Origin of the sequence: Brachybacterium paraconglomeratum, from assembly GCF_003994255.1 — a bacterium.
Lineage (GTDB): Bacteria > Actinomycetota > Actinomycetes > Actinomycetales > Dermabacteraceae > Brachybacterium > Brachybacterium conglomeratum.
This window is the reverse complement of the sequence record NZ_ML133851.1, coordinates 75,553-95,686: the sequence shown is the minus strand read 5'-3', so window position 1 is coordinate 95,686 and position 20,134 is coordinate 75,553. Positions and strand designations below refer to the sequence as shown.

The 20,134-nt window shown below is 73.8% G+C and carries 17 protein-coding genes; 7 read left to right on the top strand and 10 right to left on the bottom strand.

Going from position 1 to position 20,134, the window contains the following annotated elements; translation table 11 throughout:
- Positions 1–26 precede the first annotated feature (26 nt).
- A complete protein-coding gene (gene panD, locus DS079_RS00460) occupies positions 27–452 on the bottom strand; it encodes an aspartate 1-decarboxylase (protein WP_062949619.1) in 426 nt (141 codons plus the stop codon).
- Between the two features lie 69 nt (positions 453–521).
- On the opposite strand from panD, the gene DS079_RS00455 reads away from it, so the two are divergent.
- Both DS079_RS00455 and DS079_RS00450 read left to right on the top strand, forming a co-directional pair.
- The gene (locus DS079_RS00455) at positions 522–2,162 is read left to right on the top strand and encodes a DEAD/DEAH box helicase (protein ID WP_126984370.1); all 1,641 of its coding nucleotides are present in this window, start codon (positions 522–524) and stop codon (positions 2,160–2,162) included.
- Positions 2,163–2,273: 111 nt separating this feature from the next.
- Positions 2,274–3,668, top strand: coding sequence for an L-serine ammonia-lyase (locus DS079_RS00450; protein ID WP_126984369.1), 1,395 nt, complete (start codon positions 2,274–2,276; stop codon positions 3,666–3,668).
- On the opposite strand, the gene DS079_RS00445 is transcribed toward DS079_RS00450, so the two are convergent.
- The 3 genes from DS079_RS00445 to DS079_RS00435 are packed head-to-tail and all read right to left on the bottom strand — an operon-like array spanning position 3,649 to position 6,924.
- Positions 3,649–4,956, bottom strand: a complete 1,308-nt coding sequence (locus DS079_RS00445; RefSeq protein ID WP_126984368.1) for an AMP-binding protein — start codon at positions 4,954–4,956, stop codon at positions 3,649–3,651. The genes DS079_RS00450 and DS079_RS00445 overlap by 20 nt on opposite strands.
- Complete coding sequence (locus DS079_RS00440) at positions 4,953–5,801, bottom strand: SDR family NAD(P)-dependent oxidoreductase (RefSeq protein WP_126984367.1); 849 nt, start codon at positions 5,799–5,801, stop codon at positions 4,953–4,955. Before DS079_RS00440 ends, DS079_RS00445 begins: the two co-directional genes overlap by 4 nt.
- A gap of 19 nt (positions 5,802–5,820) precedes the next feature.
- Positions 5,821–6,924 carry an NADH:flavin oxidoreductase/NADH oxidase gene (locus DS079_RS00435; RefSeq protein ID WP_126984366.1) on the bottom strand — a complete coding sequence of 368 codons (1,104 nt, stop codon included), beginning with the start codon at positions 6,922–6,924 and terminating at the stop codon, positions 5,821–5,823.
- A gap of 139 nt (positions 6,925–7,063) precedes the next feature.
- Here DS079_RS00435 and acs point away from each other — a divergent pair, with 139 nt between their 5' ends.
- Positions 7,064–9,043, top strand: a complete 1,980-nt coding sequence (gene acs / locus DS079_RS00430) for an acetate--CoA ligase (RefSeq protein WP_126984365.1) — start codon at positions 7,064–7,066, stop codon at positions 9,041–9,043.
- A gap of 22 nt (positions 9,044–9,065) precedes the next feature.
- Here the strand turns inward: acs and DS079_RS00425 are convergent, their stop codons facing one another.
- The 3 genes from DS079_RS00425 to DS079_RS00415 are packed head-to-tail and all read right to left on the bottom strand — an operon-like array spanning position 9,066 to position 12,111.
- Complete coding sequence (locus DS079_RS00425) at positions 9,066–10,076, bottom strand: DUF4097 family beta strand repeat-containing protein (RefSeq protein ID WP_126984364.1); 1,011 nt, start codon at positions 10,074–10,076, stop codon at positions 9,066–9,068.
- Positions 10,073–10,729, bottom strand: a complete 657-nt coding sequence (locus tag DS079_RS00420) for a response regulator transcription factor (RefSeq protein WP_062949631.1) — start codon at positions 10,727–10,729, stop codon at positions 10,073–10,075. The genes DS079_RS00425 and DS079_RS00420 overlap by 4 nt, the downstream gene beginning before the upstream one ends.
- Positions 10,726–12,111 carry a sensor histidine kinase gene (locus tag DS079_RS00415; RefSeq protein ID WP_126984363.1) on the bottom strand — a complete coding sequence of 462 codons (1,386 nt, stop codon included), beginning with the start codon at positions 12,109–12,111 and terminating at the stop codon, positions 10,726–10,728. The genes DS079_RS00420 and DS079_RS00415 overlap by 4 nt, the downstream gene beginning before the upstream one ends.
- A gap of 162 nt (positions 12,112–12,273) precedes the next feature.
- Between DS079_RS00415 and DS079_RS00410 the strand changes: the two genes are divergently transcribed.
- The 4 genes from DS079_RS00410 (at position 12,274) to rlmB (ending at position 16,531) form a co-directional block, all read left to right on the top strand.
- The gene (locus tag DS079_RS00410) at positions 12,274–13,461 is read left to right on the top strand and encodes a LacI family DNA-binding transcriptional regulator (RefSeq protein WP_010551026.1); all 1,188 of its coding nucleotides are present in this window, start codon (positions 12,274–12,276) and stop codon (positions 13,459–13,461) included.
- 72 nt (positions 13,462–13,533) lie between these two features.
- Positions 13,534–14,016 carry a phage holin family protein gene (locus DS079_RS00405; protein WP_062949637.1) on the top strand — a complete coding sequence of 161 codons (483 nt, stop codon included), beginning with the start codon at positions 13,534–13,536 and terminating at the stop codon, positions 14,014–14,016.
- A gap of 85 nt (positions 14,017–14,101) precedes the next feature.
- Positions 14,102–15,547 (top strand): cysteine--tRNA ligase, encoded by a 1,446-nt coding sequence (gene cysS, locus DS079_RS00400; protein WP_126984362.1) that lies wholly within the window; start codon positions 14,102–14,104, stop codon positions 15,545–15,547.
- A 21-nt stretch (positions 15,548–15,568) separates the two neighbouring features.
- Positions 15,569–16,531 (top strand): 23S rRNA (guanosine(2251)-2'-O)-methyltransferase RlmB, encoded by a 963-nt coding sequence (gene rlmB / locus DS079_RS00395; protein ID WP_126984361.1) that lies wholly within the window; start codon positions 15,569–15,571, stop codon positions 16,529–16,531.
- A gap of 57 nt (positions 16,532–16,588) precedes the next feature.
- Here rlmB and yczE read toward each other — a convergent pair whose 3' ends face one another.
- The 3 genes from yczE to DS079_RS00375 all read right to left on the bottom strand — a co-directional run bounded on the left by yczE (position 16,589) and on the right by DS079_RS00375 (position 19,893).
- Complete coding sequence (gene yczE / locus DS079_RS00390; protein WP_126984360.1) at positions 16,589–17,275, bottom strand: membrane protein YczE; 687 nt, start codon at positions 17,273–17,275, stop codon at positions 16,589–16,591.
- A 28-nt stretch (positions 17,276–17,303) separates the two neighbouring features.
- The gene (locus DS079_RS00385) at positions 17,304–18,545 is read right to left on the bottom strand and encodes a DUF4032 domain-containing protein (RefSeq protein WP_126984359.1); all 1,242 of its coding nucleotides are present in this window, start codon (positions 18,543–18,545) and stop codon (positions 17,304–17,306) included.
- Between the two features lie 262 nt (positions 18,546–18,807).
- Positions 18,808–19,893, bottom strand: a complete 1,086-nt coding sequence (locus tag DS079_RS00375; RefSeq protein ID WP_062949645.1) for an ABC transporter ATP-binding protein — start codon at positions 19,891–19,893, stop codon at positions 18,808–18,810.
- Positions 19,894–20,134: the final 241 nt, after the last annotated feature.

Below are 20,134 nucleotides of genomic sequence, written 5' to 3'. Positions count from 1 at the left end.
CGGCCGGACGCCGCGGAGACGAGGGCTCAGCGGATGCCGTGCGAGGTGCGGCCGTCGATCTGATCGGGCATGCCGGGGACGGGCTGCGCGCCGTCCTCGCCGATCGCGACGATGCGGTTGTCCTCGTCGACGTGGACCACGCGCGGGTGATGGGAGGCGACCTCGGCCGCGTCCAGCTGTCCGTAGGCCATGATGATCACGAGGTCGCCGGGGGAGACCAGGTGCGCCGCCGCCCCGTTGATGCCGATCACGCCGCTGCCGCGCTCGCCCTCGATCACGTAGGTGGTCAGGCGGTGGCCGTTGGCGATGTCCACGATCGTGACCTGCTCGTGCTCGACGAGACCCGCGGCCTCGGTGAGGACGGGGTCAATCGTCACCGAGCCCACGTAGTGCAGGTCCGCCTGCGTGACCGTGGCCCGGTGGATCTTCGAGGTCATGAGAGTGCGCAACATCGCTCCCATTATCCCATGAGTGCGAGATGCTGGATGATGGGAGTGCACGTCGTCGTCAGGAGGATCACCATGCCCAAGGCTCGCCGCCGCTCCGCCCATCTCTCGGAGCGGTTCGAGGACATGGCGCTGCCCGACGAGCTGCTCGGCGTGCTCGCCTCGCAGGGGCTCGAGCGCGCCTTCGAGATCCAGTCCGCGATCCTCCCCGACGCCCTCGCGGGCCGCGACGTGCTCGCCCGCGCGGAGACCGGCTCCGGCAAGACCCTCGCCTTCACCCTCGCGATGACCTCCCGCTTCCGCGGCCGCAAGGTGCATCGCCGTCGGCCGCTCGGCGTGGTGCTCGTGCCCACCCGCGAGCTCGCGGTGCAGGTCGTCGACACGATCCACCCCTTCGCCCGCGCGGTCGGGATCTCCGCCCAGCTGGTCTCCGGCGGCATGAACATCGAGAAGCAGGCCGACGCCGTCGCCCGCGGCGTCGGCATCGTGGTGGCGACCCCGGGACGCCTGATCGACCTCGCCGAGCGCGGCGCGCTGCAGCTGGACCTGGTGGAGTCGACCGTGATCGACGAGGCCGACCACATGTCCGACCTCGGGTTCCTGCCCGACGTGCGCGACATCCTCGCCGCCGTCCCGATGGGCACCCAGAAGATGCTCTTCTCCGCGACGCTCGACGGGCAGGTCGAGGACATCGTCGACACCTTCCTCGTCGACCCCATCAGCCACGAGACCACTCCGGTCACCGCGGCGGTGAAGACCATGGACCACACCGTCCTGGCGATCGCCCCGGCCGCGAAGCGCGCCGTGACCGCCCAGCTCGGCGCCCGCGAGGGACGCACCCTGATGTTCACCCGCACCCAGCTCGGCGCCGAGCGCGTCGCCCAGGAGCTCGTCGAGGTGGGGATCGGCGCCGCGGCCCTGCACGGCAACAAGCAGCAGGGGCTGCGCACGAACGTGCTGGCCGGCTTCCGCCAGGGAGCCTTCCCCGTGCTGGTCGCGACCGACGTCGCCGCCCGCGGCCTGCACATCGACGACGTCACGATGGTGGTGCACGTGGACCCCTCGGACGACGTGAAGGAGTACGTCCACCGCTCCGGCCGCACGGCCCGCGCCGGCGCCGCCGGCAGCGTGGTCACCCTCGCCCTGCCCCATCAGACCCGGCAGGCCCGTCGGATCCTGGGCGAGGCGGAGGTCGAGCCGCGCTGGGCGGAGGACGTCGAGGACGCCGAGCACCCCGTGCTCGAGGAGCTGGGCGGCCGCACCCCGGCCGGGGAGCCCGTCGAGGACCCCGCCCGCGTGAAGTACAAGGGCGCGCCCCGCAAGCTCGACCTCTCCCGCTCCCGCGGCGCCGACGAGCGCAAGGCCGAGGCGCGACGCACGAACGAGGAGCGCCGAGCCTCCTGGGAGGAGGAGCCGCCGCAGGAGCGCCGCGGGGGACCGCGGCGCGGCGTCGCTCCCGGCCGGGGCAAGGGCGCGGGCGCCGGACGAGGCGGGGCGCAGGGTGCTCGCGGCGGCGGGCGCGGTGCGGGCAAGGGCTCCGGAGCCGGCAAGGGGTCCGGCGGCAAGGGCTCCGGCGCCACCGGCCGCGGCGGCAGGGACTCCGGCGGCACGGGACGCGGGCAGGACTCCGGCCAGGGCCGGGGCACCGGACGCGCGGGCGGCCGCGGCCGCTCCGGCGCGCCGAGCCGCGGCCCGCGACGGCACGGGGGACGATGATCGTCGTACCGTGACGCGTCGGGGGAGAGCACTCCCGGTCACGGCACGCAGTGCCCGCCCGCATGCGCGGCGGGCACGACCGACACGACGAGGACGTCGAGGAGGACTGCGGTGAGCATCAGCACGTTCGACATGTTCAAGATCGGCATCGGCCCGTCGAGCTCCCACACGGTGGGGCCGATGCGGGCGGCGGCGCAGTTCGCGCACGAGGTGCTCGCGGACCCGGAGACGGGTCCCCAGGTCGCCGAGGTGGAGGTCCACCTGTACGGCTCGCTCGCCGCGACCGGCGAGGGGCACGGCACCCTCTCCGCGATCGTGATGGGCCTGGAGGGCTCGGATCCGGAGACCGTGGACCCGGTCGCGGGCAGGGAGCGCGTCGAGCGGATCGAGGCGGAGGGCGGGCTGCTGCTCGACGGCCGACTCGAGGTGTCGCTGCGACCCTCCTCGATCGTGCTGCACCCGCTGACCTTCCTGCCCCAGCACTCCAACGGGATGACCTTCATCGCCCAGGACTCGGACGGCGCCGAGCTCGTGCGCCGCCCGATGTTCTCCGTCGGCGGAGGCTTCGTCGTCGACGAGGCGGACATGGACCGCTCGATCGCCGAGGTCGCCGCGGAGGACGAGGGCCGCACCATCTTCACCACCGGGGCCGAGCTGCTGCGGGTCTGCGAGGACCGGGGCATCTCGATCTCCGACGCGATGCTGCTGCGCGAGAGGCAGTGGCGGGACGACGAGGAGATCCGCGAGGGCCTGCTGAGGATCTGGCGCACCATGGACGACTGCATCCAGCGCGGCATCCGCACCCCGGGCATCCTCCCCGGCGGGCTCGAGGTCAAGCGCCGCGCCGCCTCCTGGTACGACTCGCTCTCCGCCGAGGACCCGGCGCGCCTGCCCATGAACTCCTTCGAATGGGTCTCCCTCGCCGCGCTCGCCGTGAACGAGGAGAACGCCGCCGGCGGCCGCGTCGTCACCGCGCCGACCAACGGGGCCGCCGGGATCATCCCGGCCGTGCTCTTCTTCGCGACCAACTACATCGAGGGCGTGGACCCCGACGAGATCGCGGTGCGCTTCCTGCTGACCGCCGGGGCGATCGGCTCGCTCTACAAGGAGCACGCCTCGATCTCCGGCGCCGAGGTGGGCTGCCAGGGCGAGGTGGGCTCGGCCTGCTCGATGGCGGCCGCGGCGCTGTGCGAGGTGATGGGCGGCAAGCCCGCCCAGGTCGAGAACGCCGCCGAGATCGCGATGGAGCACAACCTGGGCCTGACCTGCGACCCCGTCGGCGGTCTGGTGCAGGTGCCCTGCATCGAGCGCAATGCGATGGCGGCGGTCAAGGCGATCACCGCGGCGCGCTTCGCGCTGCGCGGCACCGGCGAGCACTTCGTCTCCCTCGACACCGTCATCGAGACGATGCGGCTGACGGGCAAGGACATGTCCGAGCGCTACAAGGAGACCGCCATGGGCGGGCTCGCGGTCACCGCGGTGCCGGTCAGCGTCCCGGACTGCTGAGCGGAACGTCCATCGGCCCGCCGGGGCCCCAGGGGGCTGAGGGGCCCTCTCCCGACGGCGCGGGCCCCTCGCCGTGGGGTCCCGACGGCGCCGCGCTCGCCGCGCCCGGCGGCAGGATCCGCACCTCGCGGGGCACCGCCGCGGCGCCCAGCCGGTCCCGCACCAGGGTCCGGAGCTCCTCGGCGCTCGGCGGCACCGCGTCCGCCGCGGCCGGGGCGAGGACCACCTCGGCGAGGGTCCGCACGCCGAAGCGCGCATCGGGCACCACCTGCAGGCGCGCCGAGGCGACGCCGGGAGCGGAGCGCAGCAGGCGCACCGTCGCGGCGGGGTCGTGGAGCATCCCGCCGGAGGAGACCGAGCCGTCCGCCCGGCCCAGCACCCGCACCCTCCCATCGGCCGTGATCTCCCCGCGGTCGGTGACCAGCTCCCGACCGCCCGTGAACGGGGTGCGGGCGCACAGCAGCCCGTCGAGCTCCCGCAGGTGCACGCCGTGCAGAGGGCGACCGTCCACGCACAGCGAGCCGGTCTCGGTGGTGCCGTAGACGTCGTGGACCCGGGCTCGGAAGTGGCGCGCGAGATCCGCGCGCAGCACGGGGGAGAGCGCGTCGGAGCCCGCGACGACGCGGTCGATCGCGAGCGGACGCCCGCCGCCGAGCTCCCGGTCCGCGCGCAGCAGGTCCGCGAGGTGCACCGGCACCCCGGTGAGCAGCGCGGGCGAGGTGCGGTGCAGCAGGGCGACGCGCTCCGCGGCGGGCAGATGGGTGAGGTCCACGAGCGGGGCGCCGAGGGCGAGGGCGCCCAGCGTCGCGACCAGTCCGTGGCCGTGCACCCCCGGCGCCGCGCAGGCCGTGACCCGGCCCGGCCGCAGCCCGATCCGACGGGCGAGGTCCACCAGGGAGAGCAGCTGCGCGGGGGAGAGGGGACCGCGCCGCTGCGGCCGGGGAGCACCGGTGGAGCCGCTCGAGCGCAGCTCCAGCATCTCGGGGCCGGCGAGCACCGCGGCGAGCACCTGGCGCAGCGAGGCCTCGGCCGGCAGGGCGGCGAGTCCGGCGCGGTCCGCCGTGGCGGTGCCGCTGCGGTGCAGACGCACGAGGTCCAGCAGCTCGCCTCCGGTGAGCGTGCCGTGACGGTCCACGAGCACCACGGCGCGCGGCCTCGCCCCGACCCGCGCGCGCAGCGCGGCGCCGACGTCCAGGGCGGGCAGGGCCAGGGGAGCGCGGGGGAGGGAGGCCCGGGCCCGGGCCGCCCTCCCGCTGCCCCGGAGCCCGGCCGGCGTCCGGTGCCTCATCGCCGTCGCTCCTGGTCGGCGCGGCCCTGCCCGCCGGGTCCCCGGCCCTGCCCCTCGCGGCCGCACGGAGCGGAGGTGCGGGCGGCGAGCCTCCGTGCGACCTCCGCCCCGGTGCCCGCACCACGGGCCGCGAGGGCGGGTGCGGCCTGCGAGAGCACCGCGGCGAGCCGTGCCCAGGGCGGGGAGACCATCGCCGGGGCGCGGTCCAGCCCCCGCAGCACCCGGGCGGCGGCCTGCGCGGGCGTGAGCGCTCCCCGGGGCCGGTCGCCGTAGGTCGGGGCGGCCATCGCGGTCGCCACCAGCGGCAGCTCGACCACGGTGATCCGCACCCCGGCCTGCTCCGCCTCGGGCCGGATCGCCCGCAGCCAGGCGTCCATCCCCGCCTTCGAGGCGCCGTAGGCGGCCCAGCCCGGGGTCGGGATCCGGGCGGAGGCGCTGGTGGCCACGAGGAGCCGTCCCCCGCCGGCGCGGCTCATCGGCGCGAGCAGGGCGAGCAGCAGCGCGGCCGGGCCGAGCATGTTCGTACCCGTGAGACGCACGAGGTCGTGCGGGCGCCCGATCGTGTCGGCGAGGGAGCGGCGCAGCGAGTGGCCAGCGAGGGAGACGACGGCGGAGGGTGCCCCGTGCAGCGCGAGCACCTCCGCGGCGAGCTCCGCGACCGCCTCCTGGTCCCGCAGATCGCAGGGGTGGACCGTGGCGGTGCCGCCCGCCGCGCGCACCCGCTCGGCCAGCGCCTCGAGCCTGCCCCGATCCCGGGCGGTGAGCGCGAGGTCCTCGCCGCGCGCGGCCAGCTCCAGGCACAGCGCGGTGCCGACGCCGCCGCTCGCCCCGGTCACGAGGATCATCGTCGACCTGCCGTGCCGCTCACCAGGAGCCGCGGTGGTAGGCGCCGGGGTAGAGCGCGGGATCGCGCACCCCCAGCTCGTGCGCGGCGCGCTGGGGCCAGCCCGGCTCGCGCAGGGCCGCCCGGCCCACGGCCACGAAGTCGGCGTCCCCGCGCTCGAGCACCTCCTGGGCGCCGTGCGGATCGGTGATCAGGCCGACGGCCGCGACCGGCATCGAGACGGCATCGCGCAGCGTCCGGGCGAAGCCGACCTGGTACTCGGGGCCCACCGCGATGTCCGCGATGACGGCACCGCCGGTGGAGACGTGCAGCGCGTCGACGCCGACCTCCTCGAGCTCGCGGGCGAGCTCGACGGACTGGGTGATGTCCCAGCCCCCGTCGATCCAGTCGGTCGCGCTGATGCGCACGATCAGCGGACGGTCGGCCGGCCAGGCCTCGCGCACCGCCGCGGCGATCTCCCGGGCCAGGCGGCGCCGTCCCGGCCCGTCGCCCCCGTACTCGTCGGTGCGCGTGTTCACCAGCGGCGAGAGGAACTCGTGGACGAGATAGCCGTGGGCGAAGTGCAGCTCGACCGCATCGAAGCCCGCCTCCTCGGCCCGGCAGGTCGCGGCGACGAAGTCGGCGACCACCCCGGCGATCTCCTCCTTCCCCAGCGCATCGGGCGCGTCCAGCCCCGGGAAGGGCTCCGGGGTGGGGCCGACGGTGCGCCAGCCCGCGGCGAACTCCGGCACCGTGCCGCGCCGCGCGCGGTAGCGGGGCAGGGCCGGCCAGGTGGAGGCCTTGCGGCCGGCATGGGCGAGCTGCACGGCGATGCGGGCGCCCTGCGCCTGGCAGAACGAGGTGATCCGCTGCCACGCCTCGGTCTGCTCGCGGTTCCACAGCCCTGTGTCCTGGGGGCTGATGCGTCCCTCGGGGGAGATCGCCGTCGCCTCCGTGACGATCATCCCGAAGCCGCCCGCGGCCCGCGCGCCGAGGTGCACCAGGTGCCAGTCGGTGGGCACGCCGTCCCGCTCCTCGACCATGTACTGGCACATCGGGGCGAGCCAGATGCGGTTGCGCATCTCGAGACGACGCAGCTGCGCCGGGGCGAGCAGGGCGGGGGCGACGGAGGGGTCTGGGGCCATGGTCCCCCACGGTAGTCGGCCCGGCCGGGAGGGCGTCGGTCCGCCCATGACCGTCGTGAGCGTGACGTGCATCTCCTGCGATACGGTGTTCGCGTCCATCCGCCCCGGTCGCCCCGGGGCCCGTGAAGCAGGAGTGTTCATGACTGACGAGGCCGTCACCGGGATCGAGAACCTCTCCCAGGAGACCCGCACCTTCTCCCCGCCCACCGAGTTCGTGCAGGACGCGGTCGCCCGCCCCTCGCTCTACGAGGAGGCCGAGCGGGACCGCCTCGCGTTCTGGCGCTCGCGCGCGAGCCTGCTGAGCTGGGAGACGCCCTTCACCGAGACGCTGGACTGGTCGAACCCGCCCTTCGCGCGCTGGTTCGCCGACGGCACCCTCAACGTCGCCTACAACTGCGTGGACCGCCACGTCGAGTCCGGCCACGGTGAGCAGGTCGCACTGCTGGCCGAGTACGAGGACGGCTCCGACGCCACGTTCACCTATGCGGACGTCAAGGACGAGATCTCCCGCATGGCGAACGTGCTCGTCGACCTCGGCGTGAGGACCGGCGACCGCGTCGCGATCTACCTGCCGATGATCCCCGAGGCCGTCTTCGCGATGCTCGCCTGCGCCCGCCTCGGCGCGCCCCACTCCGTCGTCTTCGGCGGCTTCAGCGCCGACGCGCTGCGCTCCCGGATCGAGGACGCCGAGGCCCGCGTGGTGATCACCGCCGACGGGCAGAACCGCCGCGGCAAGCAGCTCCCGCTCAAGCCCGCCGTCGACGAGGCGCTCGCCGGCGGCGCGGACTCCGTCGAGAAGGTCCTCGTGGTGCGCCGCACCGGCGGGGACGTGGAGTGGACCGAGGGCCGTGACGTGTGGTGGCACGAGGCGAGGGAGACCGCCTCGACCGAGCACGCGCCGGTGCCGGTGGAGGCCGAGCACCCGCTGTTCATCCTCTACACCTCCGGCACCACCGGGAAGCCCAAGGGCATCGTCCACACCACCGGCGGATATCTCACCCAGGCCGCGTACACCCACCGCAACGTCTTCGACCTCAAGCCGAGGTCCGACGTGTACTGGTGCACCGCCGACGTCGGCTGGATCACCGGGCACACCTACGTCGTCTACGGCCCGATGGCCAACCGCGCCACGCAGGTGATCTACGAGGGCACCCCGGACACCCCGCACCAGGGCCGCTGGTGGGAGATCGTCGAGAAGCACGGGGTCACCCTGTTCTACTCCTCGCCCACCGCGATCCGCACCGCCATGAAGTGGGGCGAGGACATCCCCGCGAAGCACGACCTCTCCTCCCTGCGCCTGCTCGGCAGCGTCGGCGAGGCGATCAACCCCGAGGCGTGGATGTGGTACCGCCGCGTGATCGGCGGGGACCGCTGCCCGATCGTGGACACCTGGTGGCAGACCGAGACCGGCGGCATCATGATCTCGCCGCTGCCCGGCATCACCGCCACCAAGCCCGGCTCCGCGCAGGTGCCGCTGCCCGGGATCGGCGCGGACGTCGTGGACGAGAGCGGGACGTCGGTCGCGAACGGCGAGGGCGGCTATCTCGTGCTCGACAAGCCCTGGCCCGGCATGCTCCGCGGCATCTGGGGCGACCCGGAGCGCTTCAAGGAGACCTACTGGTCCCGCTTCGAGGGCCTCTACTTCGCCGGCGACGGCGCCAAGCGCGACGAGGACGGCGACATCTGGCTGCTGGGCCGCGTGGACGACGTCATGAACGTCTCCGGCCACCGCCTCTCGACCATGGAGATCGAGTCCGCGCTGGTCAGCCACGACTGGGTCGCCGAGGCCGCGGTGGTCGGCGCGAACGACGAGACCACCGGGCAGGCTCCCGTCGCCTTCGTGATCCTGCGCGGAGGCAGCGAGGAGGAGATCGCGACCGCCGGCGGCGAGGAGAAGGTCCCCGAGCTGCTGCGGGCCCATGTGGGCAAGGAGATCGGCCCGATCGCGAAGCCGAAGCGGGTGCTGGTGGTCACCGAGCTGCCCAAGACCCGCTCGGGCAAGATCATGCGCCGCCTGCTGCGTGACGTCGCCGAGAACCGCCAGGTGGGGGACACCCAGACCCTCGCCGACGCCTCGGTGATGGACCTGATCCAGCAGGGGATGTCCGGGAAGTCCTGAGGGACGCCGGGCCCGGGGACGGTCAGCGCGTGAGCGTGACGTCCCCGGTCTCGGTGACGGCGGTCAGCGTGCCCGCGGACTCCGCCTCGGAGCCGCGGAGCGCGGGGTCCACGGTGACCTCGCCCAGCGAGCTGCGCGTCTCGACCTGCCACGTCGAGGTGCCCCCGACCGCGATCCGCACGTCGCCGAGCTCGGTCACCGCCCCGACCGCTCCGCTCGCCTCCGCGGGGAGCTGCAGGGAGATGTCCCCGAGGGTCGAGGAGAGGTCCACGGCCGTAGGGCCGGGGGCGGCGAGGTCGGCCTCGATCCCCCCGACCTCGGTCGAGACGGTGACGTCCTCCGCGATGCTCGTGGTGCCCAGGTGCACGTCGCCCACGTCGGAGCGCACCGCGAGGGAGCCGAAGTCGCCCTCGGCGACCACGTCCCCCACATCGGTGCGGAGGTCGAGGTCCAGCTCGTGCCCGACCGGGACCAGCACGAGCACGTCGCGGGTGTCGTCGAGGCCGGGCCAGGTGGAGTAGCTCTCGGGCTGGCTCACGGCGATGGCCACGGCGGAGCCCGTGCCGCCGCGCTCGAGACGGGCGCGGACCTGCTCCCCGGCCGGCGACGGGACCGTGGTGCCCGGGGTGACGAGCGAGAGCGTCACCTCGTCGACCTCCTCGGAGGGCAGCACCCGCACATCGCCGAGGGTGCTGGTCAGCTGCAGCGAGGAGGGGGTCCCGAGACCCGCGGTCGCGGGGACGTCCTGGTAGGCGCGGCCGTTCCACCAGGTGAAGGCCGTCGAGGCGGCCAGGAACAGGATCACCACCAGCATCACGGCGCCGCCGGCGAGGACGACGCCCCGCCGCCAGGGGCGGTCGCGCTCGCGGGAGGGCGTGAGCCGGCGCGGCGGGTCGTACCGACGCTCCGGGGGCAGGCCGCGCCCCGCCCCCGAGGCGCCGTCGCCCACCACGGCGGCGTCCACCTCCCGCAGCGCGCCGCCGTCCGACGCGGCATCGCTGCGCGCGGCGGGCCCGCGGTCCACGGTGCTCACGTCCGGTCCTCCGACTCCAGATAGCGCAGCACCGCCATGACCCGTCGGTTCTCGCCGTCCACGGGCGGCAGGTCCAGCTTCGTGAGCAGGGAGGAGATGTGCTTCTCGACGCTTCCGGCGGAGACGAACAGCGCATCGGCGATCGCCTGGTTCGAGCGGCCCTGCGCCATCAGGGAGAGCACCTCGCGCTCCCGCGGGGTGAGCGCCTCGAGGGTGCGGCGCCGGCGGGAGCGGACGAAGATCTGCTGGACCACCTCGGGGTCCAGCCAGGTCCCGCCCTCGCCGACGTCGGCCACCACCCCGAGGAACTCCTCCACGTCCGCGACCCGGTCCTTGAGCACGTAGCCCAGGCCGTGCGAGGAGTCGGCGATGAGATCGGAGGCGTAGCGCTCCTCGACGTACTGGGAGAGCACCAGCAGCGCCACCTCGGGATCCTGCTGCCGGATCAGCACCGCGGCCCGCACGCCCTCGTCGGTGAACGTCGGCGGCATCCGCACGTCGATCACCGCGAGGTCGGGCCGGTGGTGGGAGACGGCGGCGAGCAGGCCCGCCGCGTCGCCCACCGCGGCGACCACCTCGTGGCCGGCGTCGGTCAGGAGCCTCTCGAGCCCGGCGCGCAGCAGCACGGCGTCGTCGGCGATCACGATCCTCATCGGGGGACCTCCAGGGTCTGGTCTCGGGTCCCGGTCCCGTCGGTCGGGCGCGGAAGGGGGACGGCGGTCAGGTCGGCGGACAGGGCCGGTCGCAGGGGAGCGGCGCCGGAGGACGGCGCGCCGGTGGGCAGGACGGCCTCGAGCACGGTGCCGCCGCCGACGGGGCTGCTGATCCCGAGCACGCCGCCGGTCGCGCGGACCCGGTCGGTGAGCCCGGCGAGGCCGGTGGAGAGCCCGTCGCGGCGCACCCGCGCGCCGCCGCGCCCGTCGTCCTCGATCCGCACCCGCAGCGCGTGCGGGTCCTGGCGCACGCTCACGGAGACCTGCTCGGCCTCCGCGTGCTTGGCGATGTTGGTCAGCGCCTCGGCGACCACGAAGTAGGCCACGCCCTCCCGCTCCCGGTCCAGCCCGGCGTGCGCCGGCCCCAGCAGGGAGACGTCGAGGTCGACGGGGATGCGGGAGCGGGCGGCGAGGGCGGAGAGCGCCGCATCCAGGCCCCGGTCGGTGAGCACCGCCGGGTGGATCCCGCGGGCGAGCTGGCGCAGGTCGGTCATCACGGCCTTCGCCTCCGCATGCGCCTCGCCGACGAGCCGCTCGGCCCGGTCAGGGTCGGTGCGGATCGCGGTGCGGGCGAGGCCCAGGGTCATGGCGAGGTTCACCAGGCGCGGCTGCACCCCGTCGTGCAGGTCCCGCTCGATGCGCAGCCGCTCCTGGGCGGCGGCGTCGACCGCGCCCTGACGCCGTTCGGCGAGGTCCGCCACCTGCTCGCGCAGCTCCTCCTCGGAGCCGGAGATCAGGCCGCGGGCGAGACCACGGTCGGCGAGCGCGCCGAGGGCGAGCAGCACCGCGCAGAGAGCCAGTGCCGCGGTGCCGAGCACGGCGAGGACCCAGCGGGACATCTCCAGGCTCCCGATCCGGACGGGGCCGTGCAGCAGCGCGAGCTCCCAGCCGGACCAGCCCAGCCACAGCATCGCGAGGGCGACGAGCAGGAACGCCCCGGCCACGATCATCGCGAGGTGGTGGTGGAGGACCCCGCGCCAGAACCCGCCGGTGCCGAGCTCGAACCAGCGGTCCTGCAGCCAGCCGGCCGCACCGCGGCGCAGCGAGCGGCGCCGGGCGGGGATGTTCACCCCGATGCCGTGCACCGCGACCGCGCGGTGCCGCTCGATCCGCACCGCGACCTGCATCAGCAGCAGCCACGGGACCAGCAGCAGCAGCCCGCTGCCCAGGGCGGGAAGGGCGCCCAGCCCGGTCACGAGCATGACGATGCTCGCCACGCACCAGGTGAGGCTCAGCACCCCGCCGACGACCACAGAGGCCAGCGCGGCGGGGGAGATCCGGGACCGGGCGGGCGCCCCGGTCCTCTCGCTCGTCTCGTCCATGGCTCGACCCTAGACGGGCCCTCGCGACCGGTCCCACCGGGCCCGCCGTCCGCGTGCGCGGGGGATATCCCCCGCGCCGCCCGCGCCGGGTGAGCCATACCGCACCGACTGCTGCCGCGGACCTGCCGCCGCGGCCGCCGCCGATGCGGTTCAATGGAGGCCATGAGCAGTGACGCCACCTCCTCCGACAGCTCCCTGGACCCCCACAACGACGCGGCCGCCGCCCAGGCCGACGACGGCTCGACCGGCCAGATGGTCGAGGACGTGGAGTCGACCGCCGCCGAGCTCGACGCCGACGGCGCCTCCCGCGGCACCCTCCGCGACGTCGCGAACTCGCTGGGGATCTCCAGCGCGGTCGCGCTGCGCGCCCTGCGCGGCGCCGACGAGATCAAGCCCCGGATGGTGGAGCGCGTGCGCGAAGCCGCCGAGCGCCTGCACTTCCCGCTCGAGGAGCTCAGCGGGGAGACGGAGCACCGCGGCGTCGTCGCCGTGCTCGTGAACACCATGCGCAACACCTGGATCTCCGACCTCGTCCGCTCGATCCGCATCGAGCTCGCCGCGACCGGCCGCACCGCCGTCGTCGTGCCCACCCGTCGGCGTCTGCCGGAGTACCCGGTCGCCGTGGACACCGACGCGATCGAGAACCTCGTCCACCTCGGCGTGGACGGCTTCCTGATGGTCTCCGACCTCGCCGACATGGACGAGGTCCTCGAGGCCACCGGCAACCGACCCCTGGTCGGGATCGGCTGCTCGAAGGAGCTCGTCGGCCGGATCGACACGGTCCGCATCGACGACGAGGTCGGGCAGGGCCTCCTGGTCGACCACCTGGTGAGCCTCGGCCACCGCGAGATCGCTCACGTCGGCGGGGTCGGCGCGGCCGTCGCCCGCGAGCGCGCCGATGCCTTCCGCGCCGCGATGGCGCGCCACGGCCTGGCGGACTCGGCCCGGGTCGAGCCGGGCGACTTCACCGAGCAGGTCGGCCAGACCGCCGGGTCGATGCTGCTGCGCGGGAGCCAGGTCCCCACCGCGGTCACCTGCGCCAACGACGTCACCGCCGTCGGCGTGCTCTCCGCGGCCCGCGAGGCCGGCTACGACGTGCCGGAGGCCTTCGCGGTCGCCGGCTACGGCAACACCTCGCTCGCCTCCTCCGGCGTCGCGGAGCTGACCAGCGTGGACCCGAACTCGGAGCGGCTCGGCGCCCTGGCGGCCCAGATGCTGGTGGACCGCGTCTCCGGCCACGAGGGACCCTTCCGGGACGTCGCGGTCGCCCCCTCCCTGGTGGCGCGCCGCACCACCGCCGCCGGCCCCCGCCCCGAGACCACCCGCCGCAAGCGGATCTCGGTGGACTGAGCCCTCGGCCCGCTCCCTCGATCCGGCTCGATCCGACACAGAAACGCCCACACCCTGCGATAGGCTCCGATCATGATCAACACCACGAACGACCCGAGCACGCCGCCCACCCAGCGGTCCATCGGCGAGCTCGTCCAGTCCATCCGCGATGAGCTCCTGGGCGTCGTCCATCACGAGATCGACATCGCCAAGAAGGAGATCACGGCCCTCGGCATCAAGGTCGGCATCATCGCCGCGATGGCCGCCGTGCTGCTGTTCCTCCTCCTGTCGGCCTGGGTCATGCTGCTGTTCGCGGCCGCGACCGGCCTGCAGGCGCTCGGGCTGCCGGCCTGGGGCTCGTTCCTCATCGTCGCCGGCGTGTTCATCCTCCTCGGCGCGATCGCCGGTCTCGTCGCCTTCCTGGTCTCCAGGAAGCTGAAGGCCCCCGAGACCACGATCGAGACCGCCCAGTCCGCGGTCCAGGCCGTCCAGGGCAAGCGCCGCAGCAACGCCGTCTCCTACGACGACACCTTCGAGGAGCTCTACGGCAAGCAGGTCAGCGCCCGCACCGAGTGACCGCCCGGGGTCCGATCGGCCCTACCGCGCGCGCCGGTCGAACCGGCTGAGCGGAGACGGCGCCACCAGGCAGTACCCTGGGGACGTGACTCTCCACCTGCACGACACCGCCACCCGCACCACTGCACCGTTCACCCCGGTGCGCGAGGGGGCGGTGTCGCTGTACGTCTGCGGTCCCACCACGCAGGGCGCGCCCCACCTCGGGCACCTGCGCACCTTCCTCTCCTTCGACGTGCTGGTGCGCTGGCTCGAGCGCAGCGGCTACCAGGTCGCGCACGTCCGCAACGTCACCGACATCGACGACAAGATCCTCGTGAAGTCCGCCGAGGCGGGCGCCGAGTGGTTCGCCTGGTCGCTGCGCTTCGAGCGCGAGTTCCAGGACGTGCTGGACCGGATCGGGAACCGCCGCCCCACCTACGAGCCGCGCGCCACCGGGCACGTGCCCGAGATGATCGAGCTCATGCAGCGCCTGATCGAGCGGGGCCACGCCTACGCCGACGGCGCCGGCTCGGTCTACTTCGACGTCGCCTCCCTGCCCGCCTACGGCGCGCTGACCCGCCAGTCCCTCGAGGACATGCAGGACGCGGGCGAGGAGATGGAGCCCGGCAAGCGCGACCGCCGCGACTTCGCCCTGTGGAAGGCGGCGAAGGCGACCGAGCCGGAGACCGCCTCCTGGGACACGCCCTTCGGCCGCGGCCGCCCGGGCTGGCACCTCGAGTGCTCCGCCATGAGCCGCAAGTACCTCGGCGAGACCTTCGACATCCACGCCGGCGGGCTCGACCTGCGCTTCCCGCACCACGAGAACGAGCAGGCGCAGTCCCACGCCGCCGGCTACGGCTTCGCCCAGCGCTGGATGCACTCCGGCATGGTCACGGTCGACGGGCTGAAGATGGGCAAGAGCCTGGACAACTTCGTCACCGCCGCCGATGCGCTCGGCGAGCACCCCGCCGCGGCGGTGCGCCTCGCCCTCGTCGGCGGCCACTACCGCGCGACGATCGAGTACAACACCACCGCGATGCGGGAGGCGGAGACGGTGTGGGAGCGGTTCTCCGCGACCGCCCGCCGCGCCGCCGAGCAGCTCCAGGAGGACCCGATCGCCGCGGCCGACGCCGAGCTGCGCGCCGTCGAGCTGCCGCAGGAGTTCGTCGCGGCGATGGACGACGACCTCTCCGTCCCCGAGGCGCTCGCGGTGATCCATCGCGAGCAGGCGGCGCTGAACACGCTCCTGGCCGCGCGCGGCGGGGCGGACGGCGCCCAGGTCGCCGAGGGCCTTGGCCGTCTGCGGGCCATGCTCGACGTGCTGGGGCTGGACCCGCTGGGGGAGCAGTGGGGCGGGGAGGCAGGCGCCGCCGGGGCGGAGCATGCAGCGCTCGATGCACTGATCTCCGCGCAGCTCACCGCCCGCGAGGCGGCGCGCGCCGAGAAGGACTGGGCCCGGGCCGATGCGCTGCGTGATGCGCTGACCGCCGCCGGGATCCGCATCGAGGACGGCCAGGGCGGCGCCCGCTGGACCCTCGAGACCCGAGACTGAGCAGGACTGAGGAGACGATCCATGGCAGGCAACAGCTCGCGCCGCGGCGCGGTGCGCAAGGGCAAGAAGGGCGCGACCGTCGGCTCCGGCGGTGTGCGCCGACGGGGGCTGGAGGGCAAGGGCCCGACCCCGAAGGCCGAGGAGCGCCCGAACCACAAGAAGTACTCCGGCGGCTCGGGTTCCGGCGCCGCGGGACGACGCGGCGGGCCCAAGGCCAAGGGCAAGGCGCCCGGCAGCGACCAGGTCGCCGGGCGCAATGCGGTGCTGGAGGCGCTGCGGGAGGAAATCCCCGCCACCCAGCTGACCCTCATGGTGCGGATCGACGCCGACGAGCGGGTGCGGGAGATCATGCGCCTGGCCGCGGCGCGGGCGCTGCCGGTCGTCGAGGCGACCCGCACCGACCTCGACCGCATGACCGACCACTCGGTGCACCAGGGTGTGGCGCTGACGATCCCGCCTTACGAGTACGCCGAGGTCGACGAGCTGCTCGAGATCGCCGCGGACCGCTTCGAGCCGCCGCTGCTGGTCGCGCTCGACGGCATCACCGATCCCCGCAACCTCGGCGCGATCCTCCGCTCGGCCGACGCCTTCGGCGCGCACGGCGTGATCCTGCCGGAGCGGCGCAGCGTGTCGATGACCGCGAGCGTGTGGAAGGTCGCGGCGGGCGCCGCCGGCCGCGTCCGCGTCGCCCAGGTCACGAACCTCAACCGCACCCTCGCCGCGCTCAAGGAGCAGGACGTGTTCGTGCTCGGCCTCGACGCGGACGGCGACGTCACCTCGCGCGAGCTCGAGCTCGGCACCCAGCCGACCGTGCTCGTCGTCGGCGCCGAGGGCAAGGGCCTCTCCCGCCTCGCGCGGGAGACCAGCGACCAGGTGGTCTCGATCCCGATGGCGGGGCGCTCCGAGTCGCTGAACGCCTCGGTCGCCGCCGCGATCGCGCTCTACGAGATCTCCGGGGTCCGGGACCAGCACGGGCTGGCCTGACCCTTCCGGCCCGGCCCGAGAGTCCCGGCCTGGCCCGAGAGCCCCGGCCCGCGCGCCTCAGAGCGCGGCGCCGGGCTCCCTGCCCCGCACCGAGCGGACCGGGATCAGCATGTGGGGCAGCACCAGCTGGATGACGGGGCCGAGCGCGATCGCGTAGACGACGGTGCCGAGCCCGAGCGGTCCGCCCAGCAGCCATCCGGTCACCAGCACGATCACCTCGAGCACGATCCGCACCGGCCCGACGGGCCGGGAGAGCACCCGGCTGAGCGCCGTCATCAGCCCGTCGCGGGCGCCCGCACCGAGCTGCGCGCCGATGTAGACGGCGCCGCTGATCCCGTTGACCACCACGCCGAGCAGCATGAGGGCGATCGCGATGGGCAGCGAGCTCGCCTCCGGCAGGATCAGCATCCCGAGGTCGATGCTGACCCCCACCCAGATCGCGTTCGCGATCGTGCCGATCCCGAGCCGCTCGCGCAGCGGGATCCACAGCAGGAGCAGCACGAAGCTCACCGCGATGCTCATCGACCCCACGGTCGCGCCGAGCCGCTCGGCGAGCGCCGCGTGGAAGACGTCCCAGGGCGCGCCGCCCAGCCCCGAGCGCAGCAGCATCGCCAGCGACAGCCCGAAGCCGGTCAGCCCGATCATCATCTGGACGAGCCGGCGCCCCAGCCGGTCCACGCCCAACTGATCGCGCAGGGACAGGTTGTCGAGCCGGGGATGCCGGCGCCGCTCCGACGCAGCCACGTCTCGTCTCGGTCTCCTCCCGGCCCGCTCAGGCCTCGACGATCGGCAGGGCCGAGGTCTCCGTGGTCACGAGCGACTTCTCGTCGGGCCGGTGGATGAGCACGTTGAGGATGTAGTGCCGCACGGTGTCGTCGAGGCTCACGTCGACGCCGGCCTGCTCGGAGAGGAACCACTTGTGCTCGAGCACCTCGTGGAAGAACTCCGGCGGCTCGAGCTTCGAGCGCATCGACCGGGGGATCGCCCGGACCACGGGCTCGTACTGGTCCTTGAGCCACTCGTGGGCGACGAACTCCTCCTCCTCGGCCTGCTGCTCCGTGTCCGCGCGGAACTGGTCGAGATCGTTCAGGAGTCGACGCGCCTGGTTCTCCTGGGCGTCGATGCCGGTCAGGCGCATCAGGCGCCTCGAGTGGTGGCCGGCGTCGACGACCTTCGGGCGGATCGAGAGGGTCGTGCCGTCGAGGTCGGTGGTGATCTCGAGCTCGCCCACGTCGAAGCCGAGCTTGTTCAGCCGCTCGATCCGGGCGGAGACCCGCCAGCGCTCGTCGGCGGAGAAGCGCTCCGAGGAGGTCAGCGCCTCCCACAGCTCCTCGTAGCGGGCCACGAGGTCGTCGCCGATCTCGACAGGGTCGACCTCGGGGTCGATCATGTCGCCGGCCTGCAGGTCCATCAGCTCGCCGATGATGTTGGTGCGGGCGAGGTCGAGGTCGTAGTGGCGCTGCCCGGTCGTGAGCGTCTCGTGCAGGGAACCGGTCTCGACGTCGACGATGTAGGCGGCGAAGGCCCCCGCGTCACGGCGGAACAGCGTGTTCGACAGCGACACATCGCCCCAGTAGAAGCCCTCCAGATGCAGCCGCACCAGCAGCACGGCGAGCGCGTCGAGCAGGCGCTGGGCGGTGTCCTGGCGCGAGACCTGGCTGAACACGGCCCGATAGGGGAGGGAGAACTGCAGATGGCGGGTGATCAGCACGGCGTCCAGCGCCTCGCCGGAGCGGCCCGTGCGACCGGAGACCACGGCGAAGGGCTCGACCGAGGGGATGCCGATCCGGCCGAGCACCTTGAGCGTGTCGTACTCGCGCTGGGCGAGGTGGTGGTTGATCTCCTTGAGCGCGAGCACCCGCCCCGAGACCCGGACGAAGCGGACCACATGGCGGGAGATGCCGCGGGGGAGCGCGGCCAGGATCTCGTCGGGCCACTGCTCCAGCGGCGTCTCCCAGGGCAGATCCAGCAGTGCAGGGTCTGCACGGGACGCGGTGATCTCCAGGGGTGCCATGGGTCCATTCTCTCCCGAGCGCGAGGGCCAGGCCCATACGCTTCCACATTTCACGTCGGTCCGACGGGAAGATCACGGCTCGGGACTTCGTGTCGTCGCGGCCCCGAGGTCGCCGGGAACCGTCCTGGGGCCGACGGGGGCGGCGGCGCCGAGCCCGCCGGGGACGGACGACGAGCCCGCCGTGGACGGATGACGGAGCCGCCCGGGACGGACGACGGGCGCCCGGCCGGAGCCGGACGCCCGTCGTGCGGAGCGGGGGTGCTCAGTCGCCGAGGCGCTTGCCCGACTTCGCGTCGAAGAGGTGCAGGTGGCCCTCCTTGGGACGGAAGTAGACGGTCTCGCCCTTGGCCGGGGGACGGCGGCCGTCGACGCGCGCGATGAACGGCTTGGCGGTCTCGTCGCTGCCGGCGCGGCGACCGTAGATGAACGCGTCCGCGCCGAGCTCCTCGACCACGTCGACCTCGACCGCGATGCCCTGCTCGTCGCCGACGAGCTCGAGGTCCTCGGGGCGCACGCCCACGGTGACGGTGGACTGGTCGGTGTCCGAGAGGGTCGCACGGTCCACCGGCAGCACGGCGCCGCCGAACTGGACGCCCTGGTCCGTCAGCTTCTCCTCGAGCAGGTTCATGGCGGGGGAGCCGATGAAGCCGGCCACGAACACGTTGTTCGGGTGGTCGTACATGCGGCGCGGGGAGTCGATCTGCTGGAGCACGCCGCGGTCGAGGACGGCCACGCGGTCGCCCATCGTCATCGCCTCGGTCTGGTCGTGGGTGACGTACACGGTGGTGACGCCGAGACGACGCTGCAGCGAGGCGATCTGGGTGCGGGTCGAGACGCGCAGCTTCGCATCGAGGTTCGACAGCGGCTCGTCCATCAGGAACACCTGCGGGGAGCGCACGATCGCACGGCCCATGGCCACACGCTGGCGCTGACCGCCGGAGAGCGCCTTCGGCTTGCGGTCGAGGTACTCGGTGAGGTCCAGGATCGCCGCGGCGTCCTCGACGCGCTTGCGGATCTCCGCCTTCGGGGTGCCGGCGATCTTCAGGGCGAAGCCCATGTTGTCGGCGACCGTCATGTGCGGGTACAGCGCGTAGTTCTGGAACACCATGGCGATGTCGCGGTCCTTCGGCGGGACGTCGGTGACGTCACGATCGCCGATGAGGATGCGGCCCGCGTCGATCTCCTCGAGACCGGCGAGCATGCGCAGGGAGGTCGACTTGCCGCAGCCCGAGGGGCCGACGAGGACGAGGAACTCGCCGTCGCCGATCTCGATGTTGAGGTTGTCGACCGCGGGGCGCTCCTGGCCCGGGTAGACCCGGGAGGCGTTGTCGAACGTGACTGTTGCCATGGTGGTTCTCCTTCACCGGCAGGTACGTGCCGGACGATCCGTTGTGAAGTGACTGTGACACCGGTTCGGGGAGCTCCTCGGGGGTGCTCCATCGCACCGGCACGGCAGAGTGTATCGCACGTCTCACCCTCCCGGTCCGCCCTGCCGCCAGCGGCGCGCCGTCGTCCCGGCCGCGCCTCGACCGGACCGTCCCTCCGCCGCGTCCGCTGCTCGGCAGGACCCGGCCCGGCGCACTCCCGTG